Consider the following 12,045-nt stretch of genomic DNA (forward strand, 5'->3'; position numbering starts at 1 on the left):
CCAGCCCCTGCTCCGGGCCTGTTCAGCTTTCGAACAGGATCGGACAACCCGCAGCCCCTTCGAGCTTCTGCAACTCCTCCACCACCTGCACCGGCGCACGGCGCAGCGTCAGGCTGCCCCCGGCACGCTGCAAGCGGCGCGCCTCGCGGTGCAGCATGTCGACCCCCGAGTAGTCGATGAAATTGATCTGCTGCGCCTCGATCACCACGTGCGGGCCTTGGCAGCGTTGCAGCCGCACTTGCAGGTAATGCGCCGCGCCGAAGAAGATCGACCCGCCCACGCGCAGCACGTCCACCTCGCCGTCGCGGCACTGCTGCAAGCGAGGCCGTGAGGTGCGCTTGAGGTAGAAGAACAGCGACGCCAGCACCCCGGCATAGATCGCGGTTTGCAGCTCCAGCAGCAAGGTCGCGGCGGCGGTCAGGGCCATCACCAGAAACTCCGAACGGCTGACCCGGAACAGCGCGCGCACCGCGCGAAGGTCGAGCAAGCCCCAGCAGATCAACAGGATGCTGCCGGCCATCGCCGGAATCGGCAGGTGTGCGATCAACCCCGCGCCGACCAGCGCGAACAGCCCTACCCACAATGCGGAAAACACCCCGGCCATGGGCGAGCGCGCGCCGGCGTCCAGGTTCAGGCCCGAACGGGTGAAGGAGCCGGCCGACAGGTAGCCGGAGAACAAAGGCCCGACCATGTTGGAAAGCCCTTGCCCACGAATTTCCCGGTCGGCGTCGACCAACTGCTCGGAGCGCGCCGACAGCGACCGGGCGATGGACAGGCTGGTGACCAAACCGAGCATGCCGACCGCCACCGCGCTGGGCAGCAGGCGCAGGATCAGTTCGACGTCGAGCAACGGTAACGGGCTCAAGGGCGGCAACTGGCCGCTGAACGCCGGCACCCGTGGTACCTGGCCGAACCAGTCCGGCAGCAGCCAGGCCACCAGGCTGACCGTGACCAGGCTGATCAACAGGCCCGGCCAGCGCGGGCGCAGCAGCTTGAAGGCCAGACCCAGCAGGAGCGTCGCCAGCCCTAGCGCCAACGAGGGCCCATCCACCTCCCCGGCATGGCTGAGCAAGGCCTGCAACGATCTCAGTGCCGTGTTCTCGCTCGGCAGGTCCAGGCCCAGCAGGCTGGGCAACTGACCCAAGGCGATCACCACCGCCGCGCCCAAGGTGAAGCCCAGCACCACCGACTGCGAGACGAAATTGACCACCGTGCCGAAACGCAACAGGCCCAGCAGCCACTGGAACACCCCCGCCAGGAAGGTCAGCAACAGCACCAGGGTGACGTAGTCGGCGCTGCCGCTCACCGCCAGCGGGCCGATGCTGGCGTACAGCACGATGGAAATCGCCGCAGTGGGGCCGCAGATCAGGTGCCAGGACGAACCCCACAGGCAGGCCACGACCACCGGCACGATGGCCGCATACAGGCCATATTCGGCCGGCAGCCCGGCGATCAGCGCATAGGCGATCGATTGCGGCAGCGCCAGAATGGCGCCGCTCAGGCCCACCAGCAGGTCCTGGGCCAGGCTGCGGCGGTTCTGGCGCGGCAACCAGGCGAGAAACGGCAGCAGTCGGGTCAGGCGGGGCATGGCGCAGCGATCCGTTGGGCAGGGGTAGGCAGAGGGTGAACGGCGCACGCCATCCGGGCAAGCCGGATGTGTGCGTCGGCCAAGGTCAAAGGGCCGATTTCACCGCAGCCAGCCCTTCCCCGCCCGCTTTGCGGGTCACACCCGCCAGCCAGGCATCGAGCACGTCGGGATGCGCCTTGATCCAGTTTTTCGCCGCCACGTCGAAACTGACTTTCTTCTCCACCGCCTCGGCCATGATCGCGTTCTCCATGTCGAGGGTGAAGCTGAGGTTACTCAGCAGTTTGGCAGGGTTGGGGCACTGCTCGGCATAACCGTTGCGCACCAGGGTATGCACCTGGCCCTTGCCGCCGAACCATTTTTCGCCGCCGGTGAGGTAGCGCATCTTCAACTGCACGTTCATCGGGTGCGGCGTCCAGCCGAGGAAGGCGATGAACTTCTTGCCCTTCACAGCGCGGTCGACCTGGGTCAGCATCGCCTGCTCGCTCGACTCCACCAGCTTCCACTTGCCCAATGCGAAATCGTCGTTGTCGATGATTTCCTTGAGCGAAAGGTTGGCCGGGGAACCGGCGCTGATGCCGTAGAGCTTCTGGCCGAATTGGCCGGCGTGCTTGTGCAGGTCGGCGAAATCCTTCACACCGGCTTCCCACACGTACTCCGGCACGGCCAGGGTGAACTCGGTGCCGTCGAGGTTGCGCGAGAGCTGCTGCACCTGGTGGCTTGCGACGAACTTGTCGTAGAAGCCCTGCTGCGCGGGCATCCAGTTGCCGAGGAAGGCATCGACTTTGCCGTCTTTGAGCCCGCCGTAGATGATCGGCACGGCCAGGCTGTCGATCTTGACCTGGTAGCCGAGGTTTTCCAGCAGCAGGCGGGCGATGGCATTGGTCGAGGCGATGTCGCTCCAGCCGGGGTCGGCGAGTTTGACCGTGGCGCATTGCGCGGCTTCGTCGGCCTGGGCGGCGGTGGCGCCCAAGCCCAGGGCCAGGGTCAGCAAAAGGGTGGAACCTGCGTTCATGGGAGTCTCTCTGTTCAATCCAGGGGGGCGGGCTGTGGATAACGTGCCTTGCGCTCGAGGTCGTCGAGATCGATGTGGTTACGCATGTACTGCTGGCTGGCATCGACCCTGGGCTGGTGGTCCCAACTGGTCAGTGTGCCGAGGGCCAGCGCCTCGCCCACCAGGCGCCGACGGCGTTGGCTGTCCAGCACCTGCTGACGCAGGGCGGGCACGTTCCAACGCTGTCTGGCCTCGTCGACGAAGGCATGCAGCAGCACCTGGTGATCCGGGCTATCGGAAAGATTCTCCCGCTCGTGCGGGTCGCGTTGCAGATCGAAGAGTAGACAAGGGTCGTCTTCGCTGTAGACGAACTTGTAGTCGCCACGGCGAATCATCAACAAGGGGCCGACCGTACCTTCGGCCATGTACTCGCCGATCACCTCGTCGTGCCCGCCCTGCCCTTGCAGGTGGCCGAGCAACGAACGACCGTCCAAGGGCAGGTTCGCCTCCACGCTACCGCCGGCCAACTCCACCAGCGTGGGCAGCAGATCGCAGGTCGAGACCGAGGCGGCGACCCGGGCGGCGGCGAAGCGCTCGGGCGCGTGCACCAGCAGCGGTACGCGGGCGGACATCTCGAACCAGTGCATCTTGTACCACAGCCCCCGCTCGCCGAGCATATCGCCGTGGTCGCCCGAGAACACGATGATCGTATCCTCGGCCAGGCTGCATTCTTCCAGGGTGTGCAGCAGCTTGCCGATGTTGCCGTCGATGTAGCTGCAGGCACCGAAGTAGGCGCGCCGCGCGTCGCGGATCTTGTCTTCGGGGAGGGGCTTGTCCCACAGGTCATAGACCTTGAGCAGGCGCTGGGAATGCGGGTCTTGCCGATCCTGGGCCAGGGTCTCGCGGGGCATGGGGATGTCCACGTCCTGGTACAGGTCCCAGTAGTGGCGCGGGATGGTGTACGGGTCGTGGGGGTGGGTCATCGACACGGTAAGGCAGAAGGGTCGGCCGCTGTCTTCGCGCACATGGTCGTAGAGGTACTGGCGCGCCTTGAACACCACTTCCTCGTCGAAATCCAGTTGGTTGGTACGCACGCAAGGGCCGGCTTGCAGCACCGAGGCCATGTTGTGGTACCAGCTGGGGCGCACGTCGGGCGCGTCCCAGTTCACCGCCCAACCGTAGTCGGCCGGGTAGATGTCGCTGGTCAGGCGCTGCTCGTAGCCGTGCAGTTGGTCGGGCCCGCAGAAGTGCATCTTGCCCGAGAGCGCCGTGTGGTAGCCCAGGCGGCGCAGGTAATGGGCGTAGGTAGGGATGTCGGCCGGAAAATCGGCGGCGTTGTCGTAGGCGCCGATGCGGCTGGGCAACTGGCCGCTGACCAGGGTGAAGCGCGACGGCGCGCACAGCGGGCTGTTGCAGTAGGCCGAATCGAACACCACGGCCCGTTCGGCCAGCGTGGCCAGGTGCGGCATCTTGATCGGCGAGGCGCCATAGATCGGCAGCAGCGGCGCCGCCATCTGATCGGCCATGATGAACAGGATATTGGGTCGCTTCACGGCTGCCTTCCATCGTTGCGGGTTATGGGGAGTGCTTGCCGACGAGGATGGAGCTGTGGATAACTGAGGTAAAGCCCAACGCGGGCAATGACTGGGATTAGCCATGCTTATGTTCGAACACCTTGCCGGGCTGTCGTTGGATACCTTGCGGGTCTTCGAAGCCGCCGCCCGCCTGCGCAGCTTCACCGCCGCCGCCGTGGCGCTGGGGACCACGCAGCCGGCCGTCAGCCAGCAGATCAAGCGCCTGGAGGCACAGCTCGAAACGCGGTTGTTCGACCGTGTCTACCGCGGCATCGAGCTGACCGAAGCGGGAGATGCCTTGTTCGAGCAGATCCACCTGGGCTTGCAGGCCATGGACGAAGGTGTGGCCAAGGCGCGGGGCCGTGGGCAACGTGAAGTGTTGCAGGTGGCGACCGACTTCGCCTTCGCCGCCTTCTGGCTGATGCCGCGGCTGGCGCGCTTCCACGCGGCTTATCCACAGGTGGACGTCAGCCTGGTCACCGGCGAGCGCAGCCAGGCCATGCTGCGGCCCGACATCGACGTGGCGGTGCTGTTCGGCGACGGGCGACCGCACCAGGGGGAAAGCCGCTGGCTGTTCGACGAAGAGGTCTACCCGGTGTGCAGCCCGCGTTTGAGCGGCGGCGAGGCGATGTCGGCCGCCGCCTTGCAGCGCTTGCCGCTGCTGCACCTGCGCGGCGAGCAGGCCAGCCGCTGGTTCGACTGGGCCGGGCTGTTCCGCGGTTATGGCGTCACCACCCCACCGCCGCCTGGGCAGCTGCGCTTCGACAACTACACCCTGCTGATTCAGGCGGCCATCGCCGGCCAGGGCGTGGCCATCGGTTGGCGGCATCTGGTGGACGGGCTGGTCGAGCAAGGCTTGCTGTGCAGGCCATTGCACGGCAGCTTGCGCTCGGCGCGCGGCTATTACGTGCTGCTGCCGCCACGCAAGCGTCGCGGGGCGCTGATCGAACGTTTCGTCGACTGGCTGGAGCAGGAACGCGCGCTTCAGTGATACTGGCCTTCGGCTACGGACTTGAGGAGCGACCGTGCAAAGAATCCAGGGCTATCACGCCCACGTGTACTACGACGCCTCGACCTTCGACCAGGCACGCGCAGTGTGCGAAGAGGCGGCGCGCCTGTTCGCGGTGGGCATGGGGCACATGCACCGGCGGCCTGTGGGCCCGCACCCGGACTGGAGCTGCCAGTTGTCGTTCGCTCCGGAGCTGATCGGTGTGGTGCTGCCGTGGCTGGCGCTCAACCGCGGCGGGCTGGTGGTGTTTCTGCACCCGCTGACCGGCGACGACCTGGCCGACCACCGTGACCACGCCATCTGGATGGGCGCGGTCAGGCCGTTGAACCTGGCGCTGTTCACGCGCTGAAACGACACGGGGCAGGCAACCTGAACCGTTGCCCGCCCCGTGCGAGGACGCAAGCGGCCTAGCGTGCGTTGCGCACACCTTTGGCCAAGGCCGAGCACAGGCTCAACACATCGTCCACTGCCAGGTCGGCGTTATCGGCCTGGGCAATCTTGTCGACCAGGGCCGAACCCACCACCACGCCATCGGCCAACCGGGCGATAGCCGCAGCTTGCTCAGGTGTGCGGATGCCGAAGCCCACGCTGATCGGCAGGTCGGTGTGCCGGCGCAGACGGGCGATGGCGCTTTCCACGTGCTCGCTCGTCGCTGAGCCTGCGCCGGTCACACCCGCCACCGACACGTAGTAGACGAAGCCCGAACTACGCTCCAGTACGCGCGGCAGACGCGCATCGTCGGTGGTCGGCGTGGTCAGGCGGATGAAGTCGATGCCGGCGGCCTGGGCGGGGGTCGCCAGTTCGCCGTCGTGCTCGGGCGGCAGGTCGACGATGATCAGGCCATCCACCCCGGCGTCCTTGGCGTCGGCGACGAAGCGCTCCACACCGAAGCGATGGATCGGGTTGTAGTAGCCCATCAGCACGATCGGCGTGGTCTGGTTGCCGACACGGAATTCGCGAACCATTTGCAGGGTTTTCGCCAGGTTCTGCCCGGCTTCCAGGGCGCGCAGGGTCGCCAGCTGGATCGCCACGCCGTCGGCCATCGGGTCGGTGAAGGGCATGCCCAGCTCGATCACGTCGGCACCGGCCTCGGGCAGGCCCTTGAGGATGGCCAGGGAGGCGTCGTAGCCGGGGTCGCCGGCGGTGACGAAGGTGACCAGTGCCGCGCGGCCTTCGGCCTTGAGCTCGGCGAAGCGGTGTTCGAGACGGCTCATGCCTGTTTCTCCTGGGCGGCCATGTGGTTCATCACGGTTTGCATGTCTTTGTCGCCGCGCCCGGACAGGCACACCACCATCAGGTGGTCCTTGGGCAGGGTCGGCGCGCGGCGCATGGCTTCGGCCAGGGCGTGGGCGGTTTCCAGCGCCGGAATGATGCCTTCCAGGCGGCAGCTGGCGTGGAAGGCGTCGAGCGCTTCGTCATCGGTGATGCTGACGTATTCGACGCGCTTCACTTCGTGCAGGAAGGCGTGTTCCGGGCCGATGCCGGGGTAGTCCAGGCCTGCGGAAATCGAGTGGGCATCGGTGATCTGACCGTCGTCGTCCTGCAACAGATAGGTGCGGTTGCCGTGCAGCACGCCCGGCACGCCGCCGTTGAGGCTGGCCGCGTGCTTGTCGGTGCTCACGCCGTGGCCACCGGCTTCGACGCCGATGATTTCCACGCTGGCCTCGTCGAGAAACTCATGGAACAGGCCCATGGCGTTGGAGCCACCGCCTACGCAAGCGACCAGGCTGTCGGGCAGGCGGCCCTCCTTTTCCTGCATCTGGGCGCGGGTTTCCTTGCCGATGATGGCCTGGAAATCGCGGACCATGGCCGGATACGGGTGCGGGCCGGCCACAGTGCCGATCAGGTAGAACGTGTTATCGACGTTGGTGACCCAGTCGCGCAGCGCCTCGTTCATGGCGTCCTTGAGGGTGCCGGTGCCGGAGGTGACGGGCACGATCTCGGCGCCCAGCAGCTTCATGCGGAACACGTTGGCCTGCTGGCGCTCGATGTCGGTGGCGCCCATGTAGATCACGCAGGGAATGCCGAAGCGTGCGGCGACGGTGGCGGTGGCCACCCCGTGCATGCCGGCGCCGGTTTCGGCGATCAGGCGCTTCTTGCCCATGCGCCGTGCCAGCAGCACCTGGCCGATGCAGTTGTTCACCTTGTGCGCGCCGGTGTGGTTGAGCTCTTCGCGCTTGAAGAAGATCTTTGCGCCGCCGCAGTGCTCGGTCAGGCGCTCGGCGAAGTACAGCGGGTTCGGGCGGCCGATGTAGTCGCGCTGGAAGTAAGCCAGCTCTTCGAGAAAGGCCGGGTCGGTCTTGGCCGCTTCGTATTCGCGGGCGAGATCGAGCACCAGTGGCATCAGGGTTTCAGCTACGTAGCGGCCACCGAACGAGCCGAACAGGCCGTCGGCGTCGGGGCCGGCGCGGTATTGAGTCTGGGTCATGGGTGCTCCAGGGTGTGATGACTTGAGTGATGGCTCTACTTTAACCACGCACGTCCCGAGTGAAAACCGATAAGATTGCAGCGACCTGTCAGGAAAACTCACCTATCCATGCGCGATGAACTTCCTCCGCTCAATGCCTTGCGGGCCTTCGAGGCGACCGCCCGGCTGAACAGCGTCAGCCAGGCGGCCGAGGCGCTTAACGTGACCCATGGCGCGGTCAGCCGGCAGATCAAGGTGCTTGAGGGGCATTTGGGCGTGGCCCTGTTCGTCAAGGATGGGCGTGGCATCAAACTCACAGATGCAGGGCGGCGTCTACGCGATGTCAGTAGCGAGGCGTTCGACCGTCTGCGCAACGTCTGTACGCAATTGGGCCGGGACGAGCGCGACGCGCCGTTCGTGCTGGGGTGTTCGGGCAGCCTGTTGGCGCGCTGGTTCATACCACGCCTGGGTCGGCTCAGGGCCGACCTGCCCGAACTGCGCCTGCACCTGTCGGCGGGCGAAGGCGATCTCGACCCACGGCGGCCGGGGCTGGACGCACTGCTGGTCTACGCCGAGCCGCCGTGGCCGGCCGACATGCAGGTGCATGTGCTGTTGGAGGAACGCATCGGCCCGGTACTGAGCCCGCATTTCACCGGATTTGCGCGGTTGCACGAAGCACCGCCCCACGCCTTGCTGGAGCAGCCGCTGCTGCATACCACTTCACGGCCCCAGGCCTGGCCGAACTGGGCCGAGCGACAGGGGTTGGCGAGCGAGGAGCTGCAGTGGGGTCAGGCCTTCGAGCATTTGTACTACCTGCTCGAAGCGGCCGTGGCGGGGCTGGGTGTGGCGATCGCGCCGGAACCCTTGGTGGCCGACGACATCCGCGCCGGAAGATTGGCTGCACCGTGGGGCTTCATCCCCACCCGTGCAGCCTTGGCGCTGTGGGTGCCACGGCGCGCCGCAGACGGGCGCGCCGAGCAACTGGCGCAGTGGCTGCGCTGCGAGTTGCAGCGCCAGCTCGATTAGTCGCGACGGCAGATCAGCCAGGCGGCCAGCAAGCCCAGTGCGCCGACGGCAACGCCTGCGGTGACCATCGGGTTTTCCTTGGCGTAGTCGCGGGTGGCGATGCTGGTTTCCTTGGTGCGGGTCTTCACTTCTTCGTAGGCGTCGCCGATCACGCTACGCGAATGGCGCAGGGCGCTTTCGGCGTTGCTGCGCAGTGCCTTCAGAGTTTTCTGCGATTCTTCGGTCGCGTCGCCCTTGAGGCTTTCCAGGGTGCTGAGCAGGTTTTCGATCTCGGCCTGCATGCTTTCCAGCGAAGTGTTACGCGCGGATTTGCGGGACATAGTGGTGCTCCTTAGCGGTGATGGGCTGTAGGAAATGCGACTGTGGCCTTAGCGGAAAGTGCAATCGAACTTTTCCCCTCGGACACGGCTCGCAGATAAACCAGGCCCGCACGATCGGGCACTAGTCAACGCCACCCCAAGGAGCATGTTCATGAGTGATCATCACACTTACAAGAAAGTCGAATTGGTAGGTTCTTCGCGCACCAGCATCGAAGACGCGATCAACAACGCGTTGGACGAAGCCAGCAGCAGCCTGAAGAACATGGAATGGTTCGAAGTGACCGAAACCCGTGGCCACATCGAAGACAACAAGGTCGGCCATTTCCAGGTCACCCTGAAAGTCGGCTTCAAGATCGCCAACAGCTGAGTTCGGCTGGACCGCGCTCGGCCACCCGGTTGGTCCGCTGCCCTGGGGCAGCGCTTTGATCCCATCTCATCCGCTCAAGGAAAACTGCGATGAAAAAATGGCTCGTGGCCTCTGGCCTGATGATGTTGGCGACCGGTGCGATGGCAGCGGGCAAGCCGTGCGAAGAGCTCAAGGCGGAAATCGCCGCCAAGCTCGATGCCAAAGGTGTGCAGAACTACACCCTGGATGTGGTCGACAAAGGCACACCGGAAGGCAAGGTCGTAGGCAGTTGCGAAGGCAATACCAAAGAAATCGTCTACCGCCGCGACTGAAACGAGCACCGACCCATGGCCACAGCGCCATGGGCCGGCGCTCGTTTCCCATCAGTGCTGTGTCAGCGCCTGCGCCAGCAGTTCGTACGACCGGACCCGGTCGGCATGCTCATACAGATCGCACGTAAAGATCAGCTCGTCCGCGCCGGTCTGCTCCAGTAAGACATCCACCTTCGCCTTGACCTTCTGCGGGCTGCCGATCATTGCCAGGCCCAGGAAGCTGCTGACCGCCTCGCGTTCGTGGGGCAGCCACAGGCCGTCCATGCTCGCCACCGGTGGGCGCTGCATCAGGCTCTGCCCGCGCATCAGCGCGAGAATGCGCTGGTACACCGAGGTGGCCAGGTACTCGGCCTGTTCGTCGGTGTCGGCCACCACCATCGGCACGCCGAGCATGACGTAAGGCTTGTCCAACACGGTCGAGGGCTTGAAGTGGTTGCGATAGGTGCGCACCGCCTCGTGCATCAGGCGCGGCGCGAAATGCGAGGCGAAGGCATAGGGCAAGCCGCGCATGCCGGCCAGTTGTGCGCTGAACAGGCTCGAACCCAGCAGCCACAGCGGCACGTCGGTGTCGTAGCCCGGCACGGCGATCACCCGTTGGTCGTCGGTGCGGGGTCCGAGGTAGCGCGACAGCTCCTCGACGTCGTCGGGGAAATCGTCGGCGCTGCCGGAACGCTCGCGGCGCAGGGCACGGGCGGTCATCTGGTCGGAACCGGGCGCGCGGCCCAGGCCCAGATCGATGCGGCCTGGGTAGAGGCTGGCGAGGGTGCCGAACTGCTCGGCGATCACCAGAGGCGCGTGGTTGGGCAGCATGATCCCGCCCGAGCCAACGCGGATGGTGGAAGTGCCGCCCGCCAGATAGCCGATCAGCACGGCGGTGGCGGAACTGGCGATGCCATCCATGTTGTGGTGTTCGGCGACCCAGAAGCGGTTGTAGCCCAGGCGCTCGGCGTGGCGCGCGAGGTCGAGGGAATTGTGCAGCGACTGTGCCGGGCCTGCGTCGTCGCGCACGGGCACAAGATCGAGCACTGAATATTTGAAGCCGGACGATGCCGTCATGAAAGCCTCCGCTAGAAATGGTTGGCCTGAGGCCTTATGACGTTGTATGGGCGGAATCGGTCGATTCAATGGCCGAACGGGGATTGCTCTGAACTTGCCGTAAGGGATGTCCTCAGAATTTGGGTACCTATCCATGCCCAGGAGGCATCATGAAAAAGACAGCATCGGCGGTTTGGCAAGGCGGCATCAAAGACGGTAAAGGCACCATTTCCACCCAGAGCGGCTCGCTGAAGGAAAACCCCTACGGCTTCAACACCCGCTTCGAAGACGTGCCGGGCACCAACCCCGAAGAACTGATCGGCGCTGCACACGCAGGCTGCTTCTCCATGGCCCTGTCGCTGATGCTCGGTGACGCCGGCCTGACGCCAGAGCGCATCGACACCAAGGCCGAAGTGACCCTGGAAAAACAAGGCGAAGGCTTCGCCATCACCGCCGTGCACCTGATCCTGAAAGCCAAGGTGCCGGGCGCGACCGAAGAGCAGTTCAAGGAGATCGCCAACAAGGCCAAAGAAGGCTGCCCGGTGTCTAAAGTGCTAAACGCCAAGATCAGCCTGGACGCCAGCCTGGTCGCCTAAGGCTTTGGTCTAGGGCCCAAGGCCCGCAACTGGAACGGCTTCCCGTGGTCTACACGGAATCGGCAGCCAGACTGCCATCACCGGAGCCGTTCCATGACCCGCCTCGCATTCGCAGTGCTGGCCTCTTTGATGTCCACCCTCGCCGTGGCGGCGCCCAAGCCGTGCGACGAGCTCAAGACCGAGATCGAAGCCAAGATCCAGGCCAGTGGCGTCACGTCCTACACCCTGGAAATCGTACCCAACGGCGAAGTGACCGACCCCAACATGGTGGTGGGCAGCTGTGAGAACGGCAGCAAGAAGATCATCTACCAGAAGAACGATCAGTAACGCCTGATCGCGTTCCTGCGACACCCGCCGACCCCATTCAAGGGATGCAGAACACCCGGCTCGGTTCGTCGACCAGCACCCGCCGTTGTGCGTCGTACAGGTAGACGCGCGGCTGCATGGCCGGCGCGCGGGCTTCCAGGCGGTAGCGCTGGCCGGCGTCGAAGCGGTCGAAACGCACGGTGAGGTAGCAGGTGCGATCGGTGGGATCGAGGGAAAAACCGCCCGAATTCATCTCGTAATCGAAGCGCACGACCAGCTCGTGCCTGCCCGGAGTCACCTGGAAGTAGCGGCCATCCTCCAAGCGTTCCCCGTCCAAGCGGTCGGCCATCAGCAGCCGGCCGGGCGTGATGGTGTAGAGGTCGACCCACGCCTGTTTCGGATCGACGGGCGGCAGCGGGCTGGCGCATCCTCCCAGTACGGTGAGGGCGATCAGCATCATGGGCTGGCGCATGGTCAAGCTCCTGAAGGATGACGTGTCGAGCATAGCCCTTGTC

15 protein-coding genes are annotated in these 12,045 nt (G+C 65.3%); 7 read left to right on the forward strand and 8 right to left on the reverse strand.

Annotation, left to right across the window (positions count from 1 at the left end; all coding sequences use genetic code 11):
• Positions 1-22: 22 nt before the first annotated feature.
• The 3 genes from B4M43_RS11645 to betC all read right to left on the reverse strand — a co-directional run bounded on the left by B4M43_RS11645 (position 23) and on the right by betC (position 4,132).
• Entirely contained in the window at positions 23-1,588 is a 1,566-nt protein-coding gene (locus B4M43_RS11645) for a SulP family inorganic anion transporter (RefSeq protein WP_296267141.1), read from the reverse strand.
• Between the two features lie 85 nt (positions 1,589-1,673).
• Positions 1,674-2,600, reverse strand: a complete 927-nt coding sequence (gene choX, locus B4M43_RS11650; protein WP_296267143.1) for a choline ABC transporter substrate-binding protein — start codon at positions 2,598-2,600, stop codon at positions 1,674-1,676.
• A gap of 14 nt (positions 2,601-2,614) precedes the next feature.
• Positions 2,615-4,132, reverse strand: a complete 1,518-nt coding sequence (gene betC, locus B4M43_RS11655) for a choline-sulfatase (protein ID WP_296267145.1) — start codon at positions 4,130-4,132, stop codon at positions 2,615-2,617.
• Positions 4,133-4,241: 109 nt separating this feature from the next.
• Between betC and B4M43_RS11660 the strand changes: the two genes are divergently transcribed.
• Positions 4,242-5,144, forward strand: coding sequence for a choline sulfate utilization transcriptional regulator (locus B4M43_RS11660; RefSeq protein WP_296267333.1), 903 nt, complete (start codon positions 4,242-4,244; stop codon positions 5,142-5,144).
• Positions 5,145-5,178: 34 nt separating this feature from the next.
• Positions 5,179-5,511: a DOPA 4,5-dioxygenase family protein gene (locus B4M43_RS11665; RefSeq protein WP_296267147.1), complete on the forward strand. Its 333-nt coding sequence runs from the start codon at positions 5,179-5,181 to the stop codon at positions 5,509-5,511.
• A 58-nt stretch (positions 5,512-5,569) separates the two neighbouring features.
• Here the strand turns inward: B4M43_RS11665 and trpA are convergent, their stop codons facing one another.
• Complete coding sequence (gene trpA, locus B4M43_RS11670; RefSeq protein WP_296267148.1) at positions 5,570-6,376, reverse strand: tryptophan synthase subunit alpha; 807 nt, start codon at positions 6,374-6,376, stop codon at positions 5,570-5,572.
• Positions 6,373-7,590, reverse strand: coding sequence for a tryptophan synthase subunit beta (trpB, locus tag B4M43_RS11675; protein WP_296267150.1), 1,218 nt, complete (start codon positions 7,588-7,590; stop codon positions 6,373-6,375). The genes trpA and trpB overlap by 4 nt, the downstream gene beginning before the upstream one ends.
• A gap of 108 nt (positions 7,591-7,698) precedes the next feature.
• Here trpB and B4M43_RS11680 point away from each other — a divergent pair, with 108 nt between their 5' ends.
• The gene (locus B4M43_RS11680) at positions 7,699-8,595 is read left to right on the forward strand and encodes a LysR family transcriptional regulator (protein ID WP_296267152.1); all 897 of its coding nucleotides are present in this window, start codon (positions 7,699-7,701) and stop codon (positions 8,593-8,595) included.
• On the opposite strand, the gene B4M43_RS11685 is transcribed toward B4M43_RS11680, so the two are convergent.
• Entirely contained in the window at positions 8,592-8,915 is a 324-nt protein-coding gene (locus B4M43_RS11685) for a DUF883 family protein (RefSeq protein WP_296267154.1), read from the reverse strand. The genes B4M43_RS11680 and B4M43_RS11685 overlap by 4 nt on opposite strands.
• A 151-nt stretch (positions 8,916-9,066) precedes the next feature.
• Between B4M43_RS11685 and B4M43_RS11690 the strand changes: the two genes are divergently transcribed.
• Positions 9,067-9,282, forward strand: a complete 216-nt coding sequence (locus tag B4M43_RS11690; protein ID WP_296267156.1) for a dodecin — start codon at positions 9,067-9,069, stop codon at positions 9,280-9,282.
• A gap of 89 nt (positions 9,283-9,371) precedes the next feature.
• Positions 9,372-9,593: a DUF1161 domain-containing protein gene (locus B4M43_RS11695; protein ID WP_296267157.1), complete on the forward strand. Its 222-nt coding sequence runs from the start codon at positions 9,372-9,374 to the stop codon at positions 9,591-9,593.
• A gap of 51 nt (positions 9,594-9,644) precedes the next feature.
• Here B4M43_RS11695 and B4M43_RS11700 read toward each other — a convergent pair whose 3' ends face one another.
• Entirely contained in the window at positions 9,645-10,649 is a 1,005-nt protein-coding gene (locus B4M43_RS11700; RefSeq protein ID WP_296267159.1) for an LLM class flavin-dependent oxidoreductase, read from the reverse strand.
• A 149-nt stretch (positions 10,650-10,798) separates the two neighbouring features.
• Between B4M43_RS11700 and B4M43_RS11705 the strand changes: the two genes are divergently transcribed.
• Positions 10,799-11,224 (forward strand): OsmC family protein, encoded by a 426-nt coding sequence (locus B4M43_RS11705; RefSeq protein WP_296267161.1) that lies wholly within the window; start codon positions 10,799-10,801, stop codon positions 11,222-11,224.
• A gap of 93 nt (positions 11,225-11,317) precedes the next feature.
• Positions 11,318-11,551, forward strand: a complete 234-nt coding sequence (locus tag B4M43_RS11710) for a DUF1161 domain-containing protein (protein WP_296267163.1) — start codon at positions 11,318-11,320, stop codon at positions 11,549-11,551.
• A 37-nt stretch (positions 11,552-11,588) separates the two neighbouring features.
• On the opposite strand, the gene B4M43_RS11715 is transcribed toward B4M43_RS11710, so the two are convergent.
• A complete protein-coding gene (locus B4M43_RS11715) occupies positions 11,589-12,002 on the reverse strand; it encodes a hypothetical protein (RefSeq protein ID WP_296267165.1) in 414 nt (137 codons plus the stop codon).
• Positions 12,003-12,045: the final 43 nt, after the last annotated feature.

The organism is Pseudomonas sp. UBA6562, assembly GCF_002434265.1.
In the GTDB taxonomy this organism is placed as follows: Bacteria; Pseudomonadota; Gammaproteobacteria; order Pseudomonadales; family Pseudomonadaceae; genus Aquipseudomonas.